General features: G+C 40.8%; 12 protein-coding genes and 1 pseudogene. 9 read left to right on the top strand and 4 right to left on the bottom strand.

The features are described from left to right. Nucleotides 1-89: 89 nt before the first annotated feature. Nucleotides 90-1,613, bottom strand: coding sequence for an HD-GYP domain-containing protein (locus V1500_RS17200; protein ID WP_409301109.1), 1,524 nt, complete (start codon nucleotides 1,611-1,613; stop codon nucleotides 90-92). 322 nt (nucleotides 1,614-1,935) lie between these two features. Between V1500_RS17200 and V1500_RS17195 the strand changes: the two genes are divergently transcribed. Both V1500_RS17195 and helD read left to right on the top strand, forming a co-directional pair. Continuing rightward, nucleotides 1,936-2,460: a hypothetical protein gene (locus V1500_RS17195; RefSeq protein ID WP_409301107.1), complete on the top strand. Its 525-nt coding sequence runs from the start codon at nucleotides 1,936-1,938 to the stop codon at nucleotides 2,458-2,460. A gap of 633 nt (nucleotides 2,461-3,093) precedes the next feature. Further along, the gene (gene helD, locus V1500_RS17190) at nucleotides 3,094-5,343 is read left to right on the top strand and encodes an RNA polymerase recycling motor HelD (RefSeq protein ID WP_409301105.1); all 2,250 of its coding nucleotides are present in this window, start codon (nucleotides 3,094-3,096) and stop codon (nucleotides 5,341-5,343) included. 104 nt (nucleotides 5,344-5,447) lie between these two features. On the opposite strand, the gene V1500_RS17185 is transcribed toward helD, so the two are convergent. Next, nucleotides 5,448-5,969, bottom strand: a complete 522-nt coding sequence (locus tag V1500_RS17185; RefSeq protein ID WP_409301103.1) for a GNAT family N-acetyltransferase — start codon at nucleotides 5,967-5,969, stop codon at nucleotides 5,448-5,450. A gap of 702 nt (nucleotides 5,970-6,671) precedes the next feature. Between V1500_RS17185 and V1500_RS17180 the strand changes: the two genes are divergently transcribed. Together V1500_RS17180 and V1500_RS17175 are read left to right on the top strand one after the other, a co-directional pair. Next, a complete protein-coding gene (locus tag V1500_RS17180; protein WP_409301101.1) occupies nucleotides 6,672-8,597 on the top strand; it encodes an endonuclease MutS2 in 1,926 nt (641 codons plus the stop codon). A 73-nt stretch (nucleotides 8,598-8,670) separates the two neighbouring features. Then, complete coding sequence (locus tag V1500_RS17175; protein WP_409301099.1) at nucleotides 8,671-9,087, top strand: hypothetical protein; 417 nt, start codon at nucleotides 8,671-8,673, stop codon at nucleotides 9,085-9,087. Between the two features lie 71 nt (nucleotides 9,088-9,158). Here the strand turns inward: V1500_RS17175 and V1500_RS17170 are convergent, their stop codons facing one another. Next, the gene (locus V1500_RS17170) at nucleotides 9,159-10,355 is read right to left on the bottom strand and encodes an alanyl-tRNA editing protein (RefSeq protein WP_409301097.1); all 1,197 of its coding nucleotides are present in this window, start codon (nucleotides 10,353-10,355) and stop codon (nucleotides 9,159-9,161) included. Between the two features lie 128 nt (nucleotides 10,356-10,483). Between V1500_RS17170 and V1500_RS17165 the strand changes: the two genes are divergently transcribed. From V1500_RS17165 to V1500_RS17155, 3 genes are all read left to right on the top strand, one after another. Then, nucleotides 10,484-11,566 carry an NAD(P)H-dependent flavin oxidoreductase gene (locus V1500_RS17165; protein WP_409301095.1) on the top strand — a complete coding sequence of 361 codons (1,083 nt, stop codon included), beginning with the start codon at nucleotides 10,484-10,486 and terminating at the stop codon, nucleotides 11,564-11,566. A 434-nt stretch (nucleotides 11,567-12,000) separates the two neighbouring features. Next, a complete protein-coding gene (locus V1500_RS17160; RefSeq protein ID WP_409301093.1) occupies nucleotides 12,001-12,867 on the top strand; it encodes a S1 RNA-binding domain-containing protein in 867 nt (288 codons plus the stop codon). Between the two features lie 366 nt (nucleotides 12,868-13,233). Continuing rightward, a complete protein-coding gene (locus V1500_RS17155) occupies nucleotides 13,234-14,025 on the top strand; it encodes a LysM peptidoglycan-binding domain-containing protein (RefSeq protein ID WP_409301092.1) in 792 nt (263 codons plus the stop codon). Between the two features lie 191 nt (nucleotides 14,026-14,216). Here the strand turns inward: V1500_RS17155 and V1500_RS17150 are convergent, their stop codons facing one another. Continuing rightward, the gene (locus V1500_RS17150; protein WP_409301091.1) at nucleotides 14,217-16,376 is read right to left on the bottom strand and encodes an MMPL family transporter; all 2,160 of its coding nucleotides are present in this window, start codon (nucleotides 16,374-16,376) and stop codon (nucleotides 14,217-14,219) included. A 411-nt stretch (nucleotides 16,377-16,787) separates the two neighbouring features. Between V1500_RS17150 and recQ the strand changes: the two are divergent. Then, nucleotides 16,788-18,560 (top strand): annotated as a pseudogene (gene recQ, locus V1500_RS17145) (DNA helicase RecQ); the annotation flags it as partial. Nucleotides 18,561-18,719: 159 nt separating this feature from the next. Further along, the gene (locus V1500_RS17140) at nucleotides 18,720-18,926 is read left to right on the top strand and encodes a cold-inducible protein YdjO-related protein (protein WP_409301089.1); all 207 of its coding nucleotides are present in this window, start codon (nucleotides 18,720-18,722) and stop codon (nucleotides 18,924-18,926) included. The last annotated feature ends 528 nt before the right edge of the window (nucleotides 18,927-19,454 follow it).

Here is a 19,454-nt window from a genome sequence, read left to right as displayed (position 1 = left end):
AGCAATATCCTTTCCAGTATATCATGGAAGACTGGTACTGGGAAAATGCTTTTAAAAAAAGCGATAATAAAATCGCATTCTCCGGCTTTTCAGCCAGCATAAGTTATAGCTTCTCCATTCTCCATTTTCTCAGAAATGTACTGAATGAACAGGTCCGTGCAATACGGATCCCATTGTGTTCCTTTACCGTCATTTAATATATCGATAGCTCTCTGGATGTCCATGCCTTTGCGGTAAGTACGGTCGGACGTCATGGCATCATAGGCATCAGCGACAGCGATGATCCTACCGAAAAGAGGGATATTGTCCCTTGCCAGTCCTTCAGGATAACCCTTGCCGTCATATCTTTCATGGTGATATTTCACTCCCGGCACTAATAATAGAAGCTCTTCTGTCATATTGTATTGTTCAAGGATACGCGCGCCGATCACAGGGTGCTGTTTTACTTGTTTGAATTCTTCATCAGTCAATTTACCTTCTTTTAGCAGTACATTATCCCGGATACCTATCTTTCCAATGTCATGTAAAATGGCTGATTTTTTTAAAAGGTCCAGCTCTTTCGGAGGAAGCCCCATCTTGTCGCCAATTCCGGCTGCATAATCAGCAACCCTCATCGAATGGCCGGCGGTATAAGGGTCCCTTGCATCCAGGGTTCCAGCCATCAAGGCGTAAATGCTATCGAGCATAGTTTTATTCTGTTGATCACGTTTTTCAATTGCAGCCACCATATGATTAAAACCGTAAATGAGCTCCGAGAACTCGTCCGTATATTTATTTTCCAGTGAAGCAAGTCTGCCTTGTTTGACTCTCAGCATGCCTTCCTTCAACTCTACAATAGGCTGCTGGATGCTCCCCGAAACCAATATTGCTCCTGCGCATGCAAGCACAACAAGGATAATTACGAACAGTCCTGACCATTTTGCAAAATCTAAAAGAACCTCCAGCTTCTGTTCCCTTACCTTGGCCATCGACATAAGAGAAAAAAGAAAAATGGGAAACACAGCCAGGAATAAAGAGCTGATCAGCAGCTTTTTCTTTATTCCTGCCATCGTTCCAGGATTGTTTAAAGTTTGATGAGGGAAGGGGTGATTCAGTCTTCCAAATAGGTCAGTCATTAACGGCTGAATAGCCTGTATTGTAAGAAAGAACTCTATCAATGCATGCATAGCCGACATCAGGAAGGCTCCGCATATTGCCAGCAGCAAATAAGTGTACGGCATGCTCAATTGGCCGGTGAACAACAATATTAAAGTAATCGAAACAGCAGGAATGCTAATACCGAGATAATGATGAAGCAGAGTCCGTCTGACAGCCAGGACGGGGAAACGCTGAACCCTGTCCAATGCAGCCTTTAGCTCACTTTCAGTCGGGATTCGGTTTACTATGGAATAAACCTGCCTGATTGGGTTGACATCTCTTTTATAAACATAATATTCAAGACTAACCATGATTATCGCAGAAACGGTCATCAAGGCCAGAAGAAGCATGCTTTCATAACCAGAAAGATTAATAGTTTGAACGATGGATAGGCTTCCCACACCAAAAACGGCTATTGCTGTTCCGATAAGATAATTTTTTAATAGATTCAATTGAAAGGATCTGAAAACAGTCAATTTGTCCACCTCATAATGCTGTAAGTACTACATAAACCCATAATATAACAAAAATATCATGATATATATGATTTTTTAGCTTTGTGATTAAAAGGTGGAAATTATTTTTGGCACCGGCATGCATAACAAACACGGTTAGCAGACGATCAATCTATCATGAACTCAGCCAATAATCACAAACTCAAAGGAACTTTAGCAAGTTATTTTTCTAAAAGATAAAAACAACTAGAATAATTTTCAATTTTTATCCAAAAATTGAAACTTTTTGTGCACCCCTTTCGTTTAATTATTGTAGATAAGGAGAAAAGGAGGCTGGCGGGAGATGTCCAGATACTTGTTATTGCTTGTTTTATGCCTGTCTGTTCTTCCGCTGGTCTCTTGCGATATATTGTCAGGTGACAGTCTGGAGGATACAAAACGGGAAATCGCCATTTTAGATGAAAACCTGGATTTAAAGGCTAAAGTTTCTTCACTGGAAGCAAGAATAGCGAAGCTTGAGGAAAATCAAGAAATTGTAGCGGTGATTGATCAGGATATACAACAATTCTTTGCAGCGGTGGAAACGCGAAATATTTCGGTTATTAACGGTCTTGTTTCCAAGGATGTTCGAGTGCGGGAAACAGGAATTTATTTCGATAAAGGCAACGAATTAAATTTTGGAAGTCCCGTGCTTACAGAACGATTGAGATCCGTTAAGCTAATCGGGCACGAATTAAACGACAAACATGCCAAGCTGACTTACGAAATCCTTTCACCGAACCAGGAATCGGAAGCGGGCATTGTGGCTGTGGAGGTAGTGCAGCAGCCGGAGGGATGGAAAATAGCCCGATGTGGTTTTAGATCATGAGATCAATGCACTTTCGATAACTCCTGTTTACATCATCATTGAATTGATCGTAACAAATGAAACTGGGTTGAAGATTACGGAGAAATGTCAGAAAGAGCAGGTATTTGAATGAGTACCTGTCATAGACCGGGCTATTTGTGCCCGGTTTTCTTTTGTTCGAGATTATTGAGACAAGCAAGATATTAGGAAAAAGTAAGCGGTAATGGATGTAGCAGGGGAACAGAAAGTATGAACTGGGTAGCAAGTGCAACCTATTCTACTAGAAAACAGCTCGTTAGAATAAATTAAAAATCGAAAAATACGATAAAACAGTAAGCTGTTATCTGGCCTATTGGTTATCAACGGGGAGCTTTCAGCACAGAAAACCTGATAGAATAACCCATGGAGCAAAAAAACATAATTTTTATTCTTCAGCCTTATGGATATCCGTCCAGATCGGGCATTCCTAATAATTTATTTTATAAAAACCTCGATAGAATAATAATTCACCTTCTCTTTTATCTTTTTAGTGAGTTCAAGAGGGATAGCAGGTATTGCAAATTATGAATTTTTCTGATAATATAAATTTCCATTTCATCGCTACGCTAGACTTTTTTCTCCTCCGGGACTAATTCTTTGATTTGAAAGGAGAGCATGATGACAGCGCAGCACCCCGATTTTGAAAATGAACTTCAGCGTTTGGAATTCACGAAAAGGTATATGGATGTTGTAATCAAAACTTCTGAAACAAGCAAGGATCAATTCAGGAAAAATATGCAGGAAGCCTTTGGAGATGCTGATTGGCTCGAATCAGGAGGTTACTCAGAGCTGCTGACCAATGCAGGTTTTTTTGAAATGAGCAAGTCCGAGCTTGAAAGCCTTCGGAAGGCCATGGGAAAGCCTTATTTTGCCCGGGTAGATTTTTCAAGGGAAGGCGGGCAAAACAAGGAAATACTCTATTTCGGTAAGACTTCCCTCTATCAAAGAGAAAATCAAGAACAGATCATTGTTGACTGGCGGTCCCCCATTGCAAACCTGTACTACGAGGGAAGGATCGGTGACGTCCAGTATGATGCTGAAGGTGAATCCTTCAATGGGAATATCTCCTTAAAACGGCAGCTTATGATTGAACAGGGACAGTTGACTGAAGTCAGGGACATTGATTTGACTACAACAGATGAATTACTCCAGGAATCCCTCTCCAAAAGTTCCAGCAACCGTCTCACAGAAATCGTCTCGACAATTCAGGAAGAACAAAACAGAATTATTCGCGCTGACCTTAATAAGCCTATTATTGTACAGGGTGCAGCAGGAAGCGGAAAAACGACCATTGCGCTCCACCGCATTTCCTATTTCATTTACCACTATAAAGATCTGTTCGATCCAAGGGAATTGATGATTCTGGCACCGAGCAGGCTGTTCATCGACTATATATCAGAAGCATTGCCGGAGCTAGGGGTTGAAAAGGTAAAACAGCATACGTTTGCAGAGTATGTACAGTCTGCTGTTGGATACAATTTCAAACTATTGGAAGATCATAAATTGGTGAGCCTGCTGGAAAAGCAGGATGAAGAAACAAAGCTTGCAGTTTGGGTATCAGGATTTAAGGGATCGTACCAGTTTAAACAAATCCTTGACCGTTTTCTAATGGACATATTTAGAAGGTTTTACCCGAAACGTGATTTTTTTGTTGATAAATACCGCCTTTTTTCTGCAAGGAAATTCATTAAATTATTTCAGGAAGAATATTGGTACTTGCCTTTATACGGAAGGATCGAAAAGTTAAAAAACATACTGCGGAACCATGTTAAAACAAATAAGAAAGCAATGATTGACAAAATCAATGATTTTTATGACGCTAAAATTGAAAAGGCTCTATATAGAAATATAAATCCTGAAATCAGAAAAGAGTACATAACGAAATGCCTCGACAAAAAGGCAGAGCGTATGAATGAAATCAAAAAAGCAATCGGCACATCGGTCCGGGAATATATAAATCAATTTGATAAGAAAAGCATTACACAATATTATATGGAGCTTTTTGAAGATCCCGCTCTTCTATACTCCTATAGTGAGGGGAGCCTGACAAAAGAGCAGGCAATCGATATATGCCGTTATTCCAATCGGAATTTCAACTCCAAGAAGTTTGAGCTTGAAGACCTTGGTCCTATTTTATATCTGTATGCCCACATTTTTGGAGTCGATAAAGAAAAACGGGCCAAAAACATTGTCATCGATGAGGCACAAGATTATAGCTTCATGCAGCTTCAATCTCTTAAGACAGCAGCTGATACAGATATGTTTACGCTTGTCGGGGATCTGGCTCAGGGAATCCACTCATATAGGGGATTGGATTCATGGCAAGAGGTACATGATAAAATCTTCCCGAGAGCGACTTACACAGAATTGCAAAAAAGCTACCGGACAACAGTGGAAATTATGAATGAGGCAAATAAACTTCTTGCACTCCTCCCGTATGAGTTCCCGAAAGTGGAACCCGTGGTCCGCCACGGTGAAAAGCCAGAGTTTATTAAAATAGCGGAGGATGGCTGGGGCAGCGTACTTCAGAGGATATATAAGAACGTGAAAAATGAGGGTTTCCAAACCTATGCGATCATTGGAAAGACCAAGGCAGATTGCAGCAAGGCTTACGAGCTGCTTCATTCACTTGGAATGCCGGTTTTTCTGTTAAAGGAACAGGCAAGCATACCCAAGAATGCACTGGTAATCGTTCCATCCTATTTAGCAAAGGGGCTGGAGTTTGACGTAGTGTTTGCCATCTCCCTTGAGGAAAAATACCAAAAAGAAAACGAGCTCGATATTAAGCTCTTATATGTAACGATGACGCGTCCATTGCATCGGCTTTATTTACTTGGAAAACAAAAACAAAATTTCTTGTTATAGGAGTAACATCGATAAACTCAGGAAAATTTTCAATAAGGCATACTGCCCCTGCAGAAAGCAGGGGCAATTTCTTTTACAAAAATGATCGACATGAAGCATATAGATTACAATTCATTCAGGACCTCGTCTATGTTTTCCCAGACATAACCCACTTCCGTGAGGCTCGCACCGCTCACAAGGAACGGTTTAGTTTTTTTGATCGTACCACCAAAAGATTCGTAAAAGGAACGATTATGATTATCTTTTAAGGCCCATATTATCAAATTTACATAGCCCTGGCTTCTTAGCTCTTTGAGCAACCGTTTGATTAACGATTTTCCAATTCCTTTTCGCTGATAGTTCTGCAAAATGTATATCGCATAAACCTCTCCTGTATAATGTGGGTCCTCCGTCTGTTCATTTCCGCCGCTCGCAAAACCGACGATTTCTCCTTCTGCGTTTTCGGCAACATACACAATGGTCTTTTCTTCATTAAGTATAAATGACCATATATTCGAATATAACCCAGCTTCTAAACCATTCAAGTAAGTTTCAGGGATGATATTTTGATAGGTGGTTTTCCACGAATTCACATAGACTTTTGCAATGGCTGCTTCGTCTCCCTGCATTGCTCTGCGTATTAACAAATTACTGCCTCCTTTGAATCACTCCTAATATTAGCCTAATTCCTCATCTTTTCAAAACGACGCAGCCTTTGAACAAATCATTACCAACTGGAACTCTTTATAGAATTACTCACTATGCAGACCCTTCTATGTAGCCTGTCTGAAAGATGGTTATAAAAACTGTATATAAATGTTTTTCGTGAAATAAAATGGAGGAATAAAGCGGCACGGAGAGGGCCAAAAAAAATATTTTCCGGCTGTTATTGACATTTGGCATATATATGGAATATTTTATAAGTAAGTGAATTTGATTATGATCCTTTCCAATAAAGGGGAAAATTTTATGTTAGGTGCCGTTCTTAACTAATCCGTAATTTCATACGGTCATTGCTGTGCCGCAGCATGTTTTTTATTTTTGAAAAAACATGGCCTGTTTATTTGTGATGCACGCAATGAAGTTAAGAACAAAATCATGGCATAAAAAAGTTTCCATTTGAAGCTGCTGTGTTTTTTACACAGTTTTTTTTATTATCTGAAGGGATAATAATCAAATTCCAAGCAACAAATGGAGATGATTGCCGCAATGGACATTTTGTTCATTGCGGCTTTTTTGTTTTGAAGAACTAGGTCTGTCAGCTGGAAAGCCGACCTGCGCTGGCAGCGGCCAGACAGATATATGCCGGCCGCCGCGTCAAATCACTTCAAATATAGGAGGAAGTAACAATGAATCAAAAGGCTTTACACACATTACAATTTACTAAGATCAAAGAAATAATTGGCTCTTTTTCATTAACTGAAACTGGAAGGCAAAGAATTTTAGCGATAGAGCCGAGCATAAACCCCGGGCAGATCCAGGCACTTCAATCAGAGCTGGATGAAGCTGTACTGCTGTTAAAAAAGAGTGCGAGCGTACCGCTTTCCGCATTGGAAGGAATTGAATCCATCCTACAGCTGCTCAACAAGGGCGTTGCACTCCGACCGGAACATTTTATGAGGCTTCATCAGTTTCTTGATAGCTGCATAAAAATTAAACGGTACATGAAAGACAAGGAATATATTGCTCCCAGGGTAACGAGTTATGTCCATAGCATCAGTTCACTTCCTGACCTCAGTGCGGAAATCCATAGATGTATTCGCAATGGTATTATTGATGATAATGCTAGCCGGGAGCTGGGCAAAATTAGAAAACAAATTGCCATTCATAAAGAAAGGCTGAAGGGAAAACTGGAAAATCTTATAAAATCCCCGAAAATTAAAAGCATGCTGCAGGAAACAATTATCAGTGAGAGAAGTGGAAGATATGTCATCCCTTTGAAAAAGGAATTTAAAGGAAAAATAAAGGGGGCAATATTGGACTCATCAGCATCGGGCTCTACCATTTTTGTGGAGCCGGAAGAGTCTGCAGCCCTGCAGGCAGAAATCGATATATTGGCATGGCAGGAAGAGGCGGAAGGGGAAAGAATTCTTAGCTATTTGACTGGGCTTGTGGAAACACACCAGCAGGAGTTGAAGCTGGCCGTGGAAACGATGGTACATTATGATGTTTTATTTTCTAAAGCGAAATACAGCATTTCGATAAACGGAAGAGCTCCCAAAGTTAATACCTCTCATTTCATTTCAATCAAGGGTGCGAGACATCCGCTTCTGGAGAATGGGGCAGTGCCGCTGAACGTGGAGCTTGGAAATGGAGAGCATGCCCTGGTCATCACCGGGCCGAATACAGGCGGAAAGACCGTTGCCATTAAAACGATTGGGCTCATTACGTTAATGGCACAATCAGGCTTCCATATCCCGGTAGAAGAAGGGACTCACATTGCGATATTCCAAAATATTTGGGTAGATATAGGTGATGGGCAAAGTATAGAACAAAATTTAAGCACGTTCAGCTCGCATATAAAAAATATTATCACAATACTTGAGGAAACCAATGACCGGAGCCTGGTGCTGCTTGACGAACTGGGTTCGGGCACAGACCCTGCAGAGGGGATGGGGCTGGCAACTGTCATTCTGGAGCAGTTATATAAAAAGGGGGCAACATTGCTTGCGACTACCCATTACAGCGAAATTAAACATTTCGCAGATATAACACCAGGCTTTCTGAACGGCTCAATGGAATTCGATCTGGAAACTTTACGGCCTACCTACAAATTGATCATTGGCAAGGGGGGCGATAGCCAGGGCTTCTCAATCGCTCTTAAACTGGGCATGCATCCGGGCTTAATTGAAAAAGCGCATAAGATCACCTATAAGGAAGAAAGATCGTATCCAATCAGAATAGAGGGCCAACAGCAGAAGCTAAAGCTTGATAAACAAATCACGATCAATAGGTATATGAGTCGGGAAGGAGGGAAAATTGCAAAGGGTGAAAGTGAGATACATTTTACCCAGGGAGATAATGTGAAGCTTTCTCCTAATAATGAAACTGGAATTATTTTTAAAGGTCCTGATGATTATGGGAATTATGAAGTCCTCGTGAAAGGAGAAATGAGGAAGGTCAACACCAAAAGGCTCAGCCTGTACATTGCGGCGGCCGATCTATATCCCAAGGATTATGATATGGCCCAAATTTTTGATAGTAAAGAGAATCGAAAAAAATCAAAGTTAATGAATAAACGTCATGTAGAAGGCCTCACAATAGAACATGAGTAAAATTAAAGGATTTTGTATCATTGGGCACTTTAGTGTATGGTTACATTATCTTAACACAAAAGGAGCCCTTCCTATGAATATTAAATTAACCTCGAACCAATATGAAAACCTCGTCAAACTGATATCGTATGGAATGTGGGTGGTGGATTCCGCAGAACCAGAAAACTCTAATCATGAGTTCCGTAAAATCGAGCAGCTGATTCTTTCACAGGCAGCAGAGCATGGATATGCAGGAGTAAATCATCATCGCGAAGGAAATTATCACGAGCCAGGACCTCAGCTTATTGGCCAGATCAATACTGTCCTTGATACTTATGAGGAGATAGTGTTCTGGGATAAACTGGCGTATTATCTTGCCAGGAGGGATTATCAGCAGGGGATTTCAAAAAGCCAGGCTAATCATATGGAACATTTGAGTCAGCTAGAGGAGTTTTACCACGATCATTTAGAAAAGCATGGAGTATCAAAGCTTAAGATTTCTGATGAATAGAAAAGACAGGAGAAGTCTTTATCGACACTTCTCCTGTCTTTTTATCTTCCTTCCTTGGAATCGATCATTCTCTATTTGGATTTGATATACTCTCTAATGCTGGTCTGGCAAAAATCATAAAAGGACAACAGATCGCTGCGGCTCGGGAATCCTGCCTGAGCGCTTTTTTCGCTTCCGCCTCCCCGTCCATTGTAGGAGTTGATGTGCTCCTTTAAGAATTGGCCGCAATGAAAACCTATCTTGCCGTTATGAGAGATAAGGACTTTATTTTCAGGCAATGAAGCAAATACCACTAGCAGTTCAGTATCATTGATGACGGCAGTTGCAAGTTTCTGAAGATCCTTAAGGGATTTATGATCAAATTGTTTGAATAACACTCCAAAATCGCTGTCTTTTATTAGTGTTTTGGCAAGCAGCAAAGAATTCTCTTCCTGCAGTCTTTCGCTCTCCCGTTCGAGTTGTTTTTGCTCTTCTTCCCATTTTGAAATCCGGTCTAAAATACCGGATTTTCCGACACTGAATTTTTTTGACAGGACCGCTAAAATTTCTTGTGATTCATGATAGTCTGCCATTGCACGGAAGCCGCAGAGGAAATAAAATCTTGTATGGTTTTTTTGCTTTTCGGATTTTAACAGCTTAATCAGTCCAATGCTTCCCGTTGAAGTAACATGCGTTCCTCCGCATGGGTTAAATTCAATGCCTTCCATTTCTACAATCCGGATATGTTCAGTGACCTTTGGCTGCTTGACTACCGGAATCTCTCTCAACTCTTCTGCTGTGACAAAATAAGGGATGATTCTGCGATTATCATAAATATATTGATTAGCCAAATGCTCAGCCATATGTAATTGCTGCTCCGCTAAGTCCGAAGCCTGGACATCGATCGAAACGTAGTCGGTCCCTAAATGGAAGCTGACTGTACCAGCATCATAAAGTTCCCTGAAAACAGCTGAAAGCAAATGCTGTCCACTATGTTGCTGCATATGGTCAAAACGTCGTTTCCAGTCAATTTCACAGGCAATTTGTTCTGTATCTGCAGGCAGGGAGTCTATCTTATGATATATAGTGCCATTGTCTTCAAATACGTCCAAAACCGGAATTCCATCGATGCTTCCTGAATCTGCAGGCTGTCCGCCGCCTTCTGGGAAAAAGGCAGTTTCCTTAAGTATAACTAGATAATGATCTTCTTTATGCAGAATCTCTTTAATGTCCGTCTCCCACCTGCTAAGATAGGGGTCGGTATAATATAGCTTATCCAGGATGTTCATCCTCTCTTTTTTACTTAACAGTATATCATCAACAGCAAAGATGAGGGGATTTATACACAGCGGGAAGGACATTTAATATTTTTGCTGAATAAGTATGCATTATCATGTTACTGGAAGGAGCTACGTCCATGAAGTTATATAATGAATTTTGTCGAATATTACAGATTAAATACCCAATTATCCAGGCTGGGATGGCTGGGGGACCAGCAGGTCCGGAGCTAGTGAGTGCTGTGTCGAATGCAGGAGGTCTAGGTACATTGGGAGCGGCTTATCTTTCTGCCGAACAAATAAGAGAAAGTATCCGGAAGATTAAGCAGCAGACAAACCGGCCGTTTGGAGTGAATCTGTTCAGCCCAAACAGTAAAGATGGATTTCTAGATACAGGAGATATAACGGGTGTGAATAATGTGTTGAACGTGATCCGTGAACAGCTGCAGCTTCCTTTCGTGAATCAATTGCCGAAGCAGACAGATGATACATTACACCAGCAATTCCAGATAGTTATAGAGGAGGGGGTTCCTGTCATCAGTACAGCATTTGGTGTTTTGCCGCACGATCTAATGGAAGAAGCCAAACGAAACAACTGTGTGGTGACAACAATGGTTACTACTGTAAAAGAAGCAATGATTGCAGAAAATGCAGGGAGCGATATTATCATTGCCCAGGGCAGTGACGCTGGAGGGCATCGCAGCACGTTCAATACTGAACAAAGTCCAAACGGATCCAATATAGGCACATTTTCATTGGTTCCTCAAATTGCCGATGCCGTTCGGGTTCCGGTTGCTGCAGCTGGGGGCATCATGGACGGAAGAGGGCTTGTGGCTGCACTGGCACTTGGAGCGCAAGGTATCCAGGTTGGTACCGCATTCCTTCCTGCCAGGGAATCCGGCGCCCATCCAGCTTATAAGAACGCATTGCTTGAGAGCAACGAAGAAAGTACCGTAATTACAAGAGTCTTTTCAGGAAGGCCAGCCAGGGGGATCGATAATTCCTTTATCCGTGAATTTGAAAGGTCAGGTATAAATCCTGCTCCGTTTCCATTACAGAACAATTTAACGAAGGATATTCGGCAGGAATCGGCGAAACAGAATAATCCTGAATATATGGCTTTATGGGCAGGCCAGGGAACGAGGATGCTGAGGGCAGGTGTGAGAGCAGAAGAGGTAATTGGCATGATGATGCAGGAAGCAAATGCATTGCTTTCTCAATAAATGATATGGCAGAAAGGCCATTTCCACACAAAACGTTGAAAATTAGTCTTCTTAATAGTGATGAACCGTTTCCACACAAAGCGTTGGAGATTGGGTCTTCATGCGAGTGATGGTTGCAAAAGATGATAGGAAGGATTTGCAGGAGATTTCAGACAACAATAATGTGCACACGTTTTGAAAAAATGGCGAATGTACAACCAAAAACTAGCATCGTGTTCTGACCGGTTACCGCTGAAGCGATAGTGCAGCGATCTCGCAACCTAATCCATCATTACTCTTTTGTCTCTTTCCGTACGTGAAAGAAATCTTAAAGTCTGTACAAAAAAATGTTGGTATGAGGCAAGAAAAGTGATAGATTCGAATATGTTGGAAAAAATTTAATAAGGGTAAACTATGTACATAGATTTTGCATAGCTTTAGGAGGATACAGATAAATGGTACAAATGGAAGCTGGAACAGCGGTTACACTTCAGGTCGATCGAGAAGCGGATTTTGGTTTCTTTCTCACAAACGGAACGGAGGATGTTTTACTGCATCATAATGAAACAGAGGGAGATGTAGAAGTTGGAGAGGAAGTAGAAGTATTTCTTTACCATGATAAACAAGGAAGAATGACTGCAACGATGAATGTTCCGCACATCCAGATTGGCAAGTATGGCTGGGCAGAAGTGGTAAGTGTAAAAAGGGACCTTGGAGTTTTTGTCAATATCGGCATTTCAAAGGATATCCTTGTATCCCTTGATGATCTGCCGAAGCTGCTACATCTATGGCCAGCTGTCGGGGACCGTTTGTTTGCAAGCCTAAAGACAGACCGGCACGGCCGGCTGCTTGCCAGACTGGCGACAGAGGATGTGATTGAATCGATTGCTGTGAAAGCCCCGAAAAAGGGTATGAGAAATGCCGCGGTAAAAGGAAATGTCTATCGTCTGCTTTTAGTGGGTTCTTTTATGTATTCAGAAGAAGGCTATCGTTGTTTTATCCATGAAAGTGAGCGAAGCAATGAACCAAGGCTGGGACAATTTGTGGAAGGAAGGGTCATTGATATTAAGGATGATGGCAGCTTAAATATTTCTCTTCATCCTTTTAAACAGGATAAAATGGAAAGTGACTCAGAGGTTATTTATAACTATCTGATCAGCAGAGGCGGAGCCATGCCATATAGTGATAAAAGCTCTCCCGAGGATATAGAATTTCATTTCCATTTAAGCAAGGGGGCCTTTAAAAGGGCTCTCGGAAAATTGATGAAAGAGGGTAAAATTTATCAGGAAGAAGGCTGGACCTATTCTTCAGACCGCAGATAAATACGCCGGGATTGACAAAAAGCAGCAGATTTCTGCTGTTTTTTCTTTTTCGACATAATAATAAAGTGCTTGGTATAAATCGACATTTCTGTATTTTTGGAAATGTTTCTGCAATATTAGCAGGATTTTTTTACAAATTACAATAGACTACCAACAGCGAAAAGTAAGGTGCGAACTAGGCTTTCGTAGAAAAAGACTAATTTTTAATATTACTATTTTACAGTTCCTTATACTCTCTTAATATAATGATACAATTCTGTTATGTTTGTCATGGCAGTTTCATCTCCCTGTTCTTTTATTGAAAAATAACTGTGCTAATATAGGTTTCGTTAGCTTTTACATAAGCCTAACAGGGAGGTAACTACTATGAAAAAATCAATCTTGACTTTCGCAGCAGCTGCTGCAATATCAGGGAGTCTTGGAATTCATGCATCTGCTAAAGATGTGAAAGTAAAAGATGGTGATACTCTATGGGGTCTATCTCAAAAACATAATGTATCAGTAGATGATATGAAATCATTGAATAATCTATCATCTGATATCATTCACCCTCAACAAATACTTAAAGTTTCAAATGAAGAGTATTACACCATCAAAAAAGGAGATACTCTTTGGCACATAGCTGATCGCTTCAATGTGGCAGTTGGCGATTTGAAGAAATGGAACCAACTGCGTTCAGACATAATTCATGCTGGCCAAAAGCTAGTCATTCATCCTTCAGGCGGTTCAGCCACTCCGGCTGTCGCTAAAGCAAAACCAGCCGCAGCAAAAAAAGCTGCTGTCACAAAGGTTAGACCTGCTGCAAAGAAAGCTGCTGTTGTGACCGCTTCGCCAAAACCGGCCAAGAAAGTGGTTAAGGGCGTTACAAACGCTGAATTGACTGTCAGCGCTACAGGTTATACTGCTTATTGTGAAGGTTGCAGCGGAGTAACTGCTACTGGAGTAGATTTACGAGCCAATCCGGACGCAAAAGTAATTGCAGTTGATCCATCGGTTATTCCATTAGGCACTAAAGTATATGTGGAAGGCTATGGATATGCTACAGCGCAGGATACCGGGGGCGCAATCAAAGGTAACAAGATAGATTTATTCTTCGCGGATAAGCAGGATGCTCTTAACTGGGGCAGAAGACAAGTAACTGTAAAAATATTAAAATGATATATTCATCACAACTAAGAAGGCACAGGTAAGCACCTGTGCCTTACTTTTTAGAGCGTTTTTGGGCTTTTTGTAATAAGACATAGAGAAAACCGGTTCGCTGCTCAATTGAAACCTTTATATGCAAATTAATTTTATGAAGCTGCTTCAGAATGTTGCAAGATATATTCGCATGCACAATTAAAGGTTCATTATTTAAACTCGGTGTATGGTTTTTTTATCTTATTTTTCGAAAAAGGCATCCACCAGTTCCAATCTCCTAAAAGTTTCATTAGCGAAGGGACAAGCAGAAGCCTGATAATGGTTGCATCAATAAAAATGGCAATTGCTATCCCGATCCCTATCTGCTTTACAGGCATTACTCCAGTGAACGCAAAGGCACCGGTAATAACGATCATGATCAAGGCCGCTGAGGTTATAATTTTACTGGTAGAAGCAAGTCCCTCCACAGTTGCGTAATCGTTATCGCTGCTTTCCAGGTAGATTTCCTGGATTCTTGAAATTAAGAATACTTCATAATCCATACTCAAGCCAAAGACCAAAGTGAATACTAATACAGGTATGATTAATGAAATATCTGTCTCAGGCAGCCCGAAATGCCCGTATTGGAACAGCCAGACAAGGATTCCAAAGGTCGCGCTTAAACCAAGAACGTTCATTAAGATGGCTTTGACCGGTATTACGATTGAACGGAAAGCAAATGTCAATATAATGAAAGTGGAAATAAGGATGATAGCAAGGACTGTCCCTATTTTGTCTGCGATTTCATCGAATATTTCCTGATTGAACTTTGCCGGACCGCCAATGGAAAGTTTGTAATCCCATTTTTTATTGCTCCAATCCCTGGCCCAGGTCTTTGCCGCTTCTGATGTATCTTCAGCCTTAATGGTGACAGGCACGAGCAGTTTATTATTTTTTACATATTGATCGAGGACAGGCTGCAAACGTCGCTGCATCTCCGGACTGGAAATGGCACCTTGAAACTTTTCAGGATTTTCGAGCTGAGTAACGGCAAACAATGATTCAACATCTGATACAAGGGAATCTTGTTGCAATTCATTTTCGAGCCTTTTCATTTCTTCCAGTCCATTTGTATCAAGCCAATCCCCATTTCTTTCTGCCACAACATATACTTGACTCTCTTTGTCCGTTTGAAATCGATCTTGTATAGCTTCAAATGCAATCCTGGATTCATAGCCTTTTGGCAATGAATCAGCCTTGGGGATAGCAAGATTCATATTTTTAACCGGCAGCATGCCAAAGATTAAAACCAGCAATGAGACTACTGAAATAACTGCCGGTCTTCTCATGATGGATTTTGCCAGTCTTCTCCAATTGGAAACATCCTTATCCTTTACTGTGATTATGCTCCATTTATTTATATTAGCGCCAAGCAGCATAAGGATGGATGGCAGCAAGGTGAGAGAAGAAAACACGGCGATTGCAACCACGACCATGCCGCCAATTGCAATTGTTTTAAAAATATCAACATTAATCACAATAATGGCTGCCAGTCCTATGAATACACAAAAAGCAGAGAATATGATGGATCTTCCAGCTGTCTGAATCGTTTTAACGATAGCATCCCCATTGCTGGAATGCAGGATTTCCTCCCTGTATCGGTTGATGAATAACAGAGAAAAGTCAATGCTTAAGGCAAGGCCGATCATCGGGACAATATTCAGGATGAAAACAGACAGGTTCACTTGCCCGCCGGCTAAAGACAGGATTCCAAAAGAGGCAATGATAGTAATGGCACCCACTGCAATCGGTACCAAAGATGCCACCATGCTGCCGAAAGCAAGTATCAGAACCAAAATTGCAAAAGGCAGGCCAATAAGTTCGGCACGCTTTAAATCTTCCTGGCTGGCAGTATTAAAATCCTGATTAATGATTGGGACACCCGTAAGCTTAATCGAAGGGTCATTGCCTGTGACATCCCGTACGGCATCAATCTGTTTATCTAAATCCTCCATGTCTTTATCAAAGGCAAGAATGGCATATGACATATCACCTTTGCGCAGGTTTTGATGCTGAAGCGGTGACTGAATGGCTGTTGTCATATCTAAGGCTCTAATACGATCCAATGTCATTTCGATCTTGTCATTGAATTCTGATAAATCATGATTTTTTGGTTTTTCAAACAATACCAATAGAGTAGACTCGGGACGGCCGAAAGTCTCTGTTAGTTCTTTTTCCACCTTTTTAAATTCCCCATCCGTTTCAAAGCCATCACCGCCTAATAAGTCTGGCAGCTTTAATGCAAACATGCCAAGGATGATGGTGAATAATAGCCATAGCCCCAAAAAAATCTTGTAGTATTTAACCACATGTTTTGCAAAAAAACTCATGTTTCCAACTACTCCTTTTATGGCCTCGTGCCAATATTTTCGAAGATATGTTCAATGATTTCTATATTCCCCTAGTATGCTCGATTAACCTGAAATTGTAAGAATTTGTCCGTTATATTTGAAGCCATACCATTATCGGCTATGCTCGCTAAATGAACGTTGAATCTAACAAATGCTGAAGTGGAATACGTAGACATTCTGTTTCTTTAATCATATTGTTTTTATCCTGAATAATACAATTCCTGATATGTTTCTTATGTACAAAGTATTTGCATCAAAAGAGGCGCAACATGATTCGAAATTCAGTTTTAGGACTTAGAAGCACATCACTATTACATATTCACATTTTGATAAAACAAGCCTGCGCAGGTAAAATGAAGAATAATCGTTTGAAAGGCAGGAGGAAGGAAAATGTTCGAACAGGCTGAAGAATTATTAAAACAATATTTCGGTTATGGCTCATTCAGAAAGGGCCAAGAGTCGATCATACGCCAAATATTAAATCGGCAGAACACGGCCGGAATCATGCCGACAGGTGGGGGTAAATCCATCTGCTATCAAATTCCTGCGTTATTGTTCCAAGGAGTGACAATTGTGATTTCTCCGCTTATTTCGCTTATGAAAGATCAAGTTGATACACTCCTTCAAGCCGGCATCTCTGCGACTTATATAAACAGCACTATCTCAAATGCAGAAATGCAGAACAGGATCAACCAAACCAAAGCAGGCATATACAAATTACTGTACCTTGCACCTGAAAGATTGGATAACGAATATTTTATGAAAGAGCTATTGGATATGGATATTTCACTTGCAGCTATAGATGAGGCCCACTGTATTTCACAGTGGGGCCATGATGTCAGGCCAAGCTACCTAAATATAAAACCGCTGCTTGAAACATTGCCTTCCAAACCAGTTATACTGGCATTGACTGCAACTGCAACTCCTCAGGTGCAGTCTGATGTTTGCAATGCTCTTGGTATAGACACGGAAAATATAATTACAACCGGATTTGCCAGAGAAAATTTATTTTTTACTGTTACAAAAGAAGAAAACAGGGATCGCTTTATCGAGAGGTACCTTAAGAAGAATCATTCTGAATCCGGAATCATTTATGCAGCGACAAGAAAAGACGTGGACAGATTGTATCAAAAAATACGCAGATCAGGATTCCATGCGGGAAGATATCATGCGGGAATGAGTGAGGGGGACAGAACAGAAAATCAGGATATGTTTCTTAATGATGAATTGAATATAATGGTAGCAACTTCCGCATTTGGCATGGGAATTGATAAATCCAATGTCCGCTTTGTGATCCACTACCAGATGCCTAAAAATATGGAAAGTTACTACCAGGAGGCTGGACGTGCCGGGAGGGATGGTCTGGATAGTGAATGTATATTGCTTTATTCCCCTCAGGATCTCCAAGTGCAGCGTTTTCTAATTGATCAATCCCACTATACAAAAGAATGGAAGACCTTGGAGCTGAAAAAACTGGCTTCCATGAAGGATTATTGTCATACAGAAGGCTGTCTTCAGGCATATATTTTAAAATACTTCGGGACTGAAGAAGCTAAAGAATGCGGGCATTGTTCGAATTGCCTTGATAAAAGGTCATCGACCGACGTAACTATTGATGCACAAAAGGTCCTGTCCTGTATGGTAAGGATGGGCGAACGATATGGCAAAACGATGATCAGCCAGGTATTATCAGGTTCAAAAAACAAAAAAATCGAGGCCTTTGGCTTTCACACTTTATCCACCTACGGGATTATGAAAGATCGTTCTGGAAAAGAAATAGCCGATTTCATAGATTTTTTAGCTGCCAGGGAGTATATAGAGATGACTGGATCTCAATATCCTGTGTTAAAGGTCACGGCATCTGGGAAAAATGTATTGCTTGGTAATGAAAAAGTTCTGAGGAAAGAGCAAATGCAGGTCCAGGCGATTGCAGCCGATGATGAATTATTCGAAAGGCTTCGGACTTTAAGGAGGGAAATTGCAAGCTATGAAAAGGTTCCTCCATTCGTCGTATTCTCAGATGCGGCGTTAAGGGATATGTCGGCCAGAATGCCACAAACTGTAGCGGATTTTCTAGACGTGAAAGGAGTAGGCAAGCAAAAGCAGGAAAAGTATGGGAGCCAATTTATAGATGAAATTATTCAATATTTGAAGGACGAGCCTACTAAAGAAAAAGCGGCAGGCGTTTAACCATTGGTTAAAAGCGCAAATATCCATAAATAATTGTCTGTTTCCTTGCATATACTGTATATGAGGGAAATTCCACCCCGGATTCACCCACACTCAGGGGCAGATTCTTTGGGGTGAAAAGGAGGTTACCTAATGTACTTTGGCAAGAAAAATTCAGAGGAACCGGTAACAATCATCGAGGATACCATTGTATTTGCCTGTGAAACAGAAACCTGCAATGGATGGATGAGAAAGGAATTTGTTGCCGATAATGAAACATGTCCCATGTGCGGGGGCAAACTGGTCGAAGAGATTCGGGAGCTTCCAAAAATCCAGACAGAATATAATTCATATAGGTAACCCGGGAAGAGCCGAGAAACGGCTCTTCTTGATGTTTTTTTTATTTTATATTTTGTATTTACATTTTTGAGGTAGTTTGATATAATTTATATTCTGTTGCACTGAGTAGTGGAACAGTGAGGGTAATTTAATGGTACATCTTTATTAAAGTATAATGCGGCTCACGGCATTTTTTAAAGAAAGTCAGAATTTTTTAGATGGATAACAACTAAGAATGTTTTACATTTTATATTTCTTTTACCTCTATTATTTTATTCTTCAGCATTCTTTCTTCAAATCTGCTTTCACACATCTCCGAAGGCAGTTTTCGACTAATCCCTTTAATAAACATGTGCTAACAGCCGGAACCTGATTCTCACTGGCGCGGTCTAGGAACCGTATTGATGGGAGAGAGGCAGGGCTTTCATTGTTTTGGGTTGGGCGCTAAAAATTACTCTCCAGCATTTTCCCATTATTTTGTTAAAGGAAAATAGCTTAGCAGCAAGATGAAAAAATCACATGCTGGTAAAAGGCTGTCCTATAGGGGCA

It is taken from the genome of Peribacillus sedimenti (assembly GCF_046237635.1).
GTDB lineage: Bacteria > Bacillota > Bacilli > Bacillales > DSM-1321 > Peribacillus > Peribacillus sedimenti.
Note: the sequence above shows the minus strand (reverse complement) of the source record. Positions and strands in the feature narration are given on the sequence as shown.

What these genes read in the sequence shown, in the direction of transcription:
- V1500_RS17195 (WP_409301107.1), top strand. Translation starts at nt 1,936, where the DNA reads ATGTCCAGATACTTGTTATTGCTTGTTTTATGCCTGTCTGTTCTTCCG.
- helD (WP_409301105.1), top strand. Translation starts at nt 3,094, where the DNA reads ATGATGACAGCGCAGCACCCCGATTTTGAAAATGAACTTCAGCGTTTG.
- V1500_RS17180 (WP_409301101.1), top strand. Translation starts at nt 6,672, where the DNA reads ATGAATCAAAAGGCTTTACACACATTACAATTTACTAAGATCAAAGAA.
- V1500_RS17175 (WP_409301099.1), top strand. Translation starts at nt 8,671, where the DNA reads ATGAATATTAAATTAACCTCGAACCAATATGAAAACCTCGTCAAACTG.
- V1500_RS17170 (WP_409301097.1), bottom strand. Translation starts at nt 10,355, where the DNA reads ATGAACATCCTGGATAAGCTATATTATACCGACCCCTATCTTAGCAGG.
- V1500_RS17165 (WP_409301095.1), top strand. Translation starts at nt 10,484, where the DNA reads ATGAAGTTATATAATGAATTTTGTCGAATATTACAGATTAAATACCCA.
- V1500_RS17160 (WP_409301093.1), top strand. Translation starts at nt 12,001, where the DNA reads ATGGTACAAATGGAAGCTGGAACAGCGGTTACACTTCAGGTCGATCGA.
- V1500_RS17155 (WP_409301092.1), top strand. Translation starts at nt 13,234, where the DNA reads ATGAAAAAATCAATCTTGACTTTCGCAGCAGCTGCTGCAATATCAGGG.
- V1500_RS17150 (WP_409301091.1), bottom strand. Translation starts at nt 16,376, where the DNA reads ATGAGTTTTTTTGCAAAACATGTGGTTAAATACTACAAGATTTTTTTG.
- V1500_RS17140 (WP_409301089.1), top strand. Translation starts at nt 18,720, where the DNA reads ATGTACTTTGGCAAGAAAAATTCAGAGGAACCGGTAACAATCATCGAG.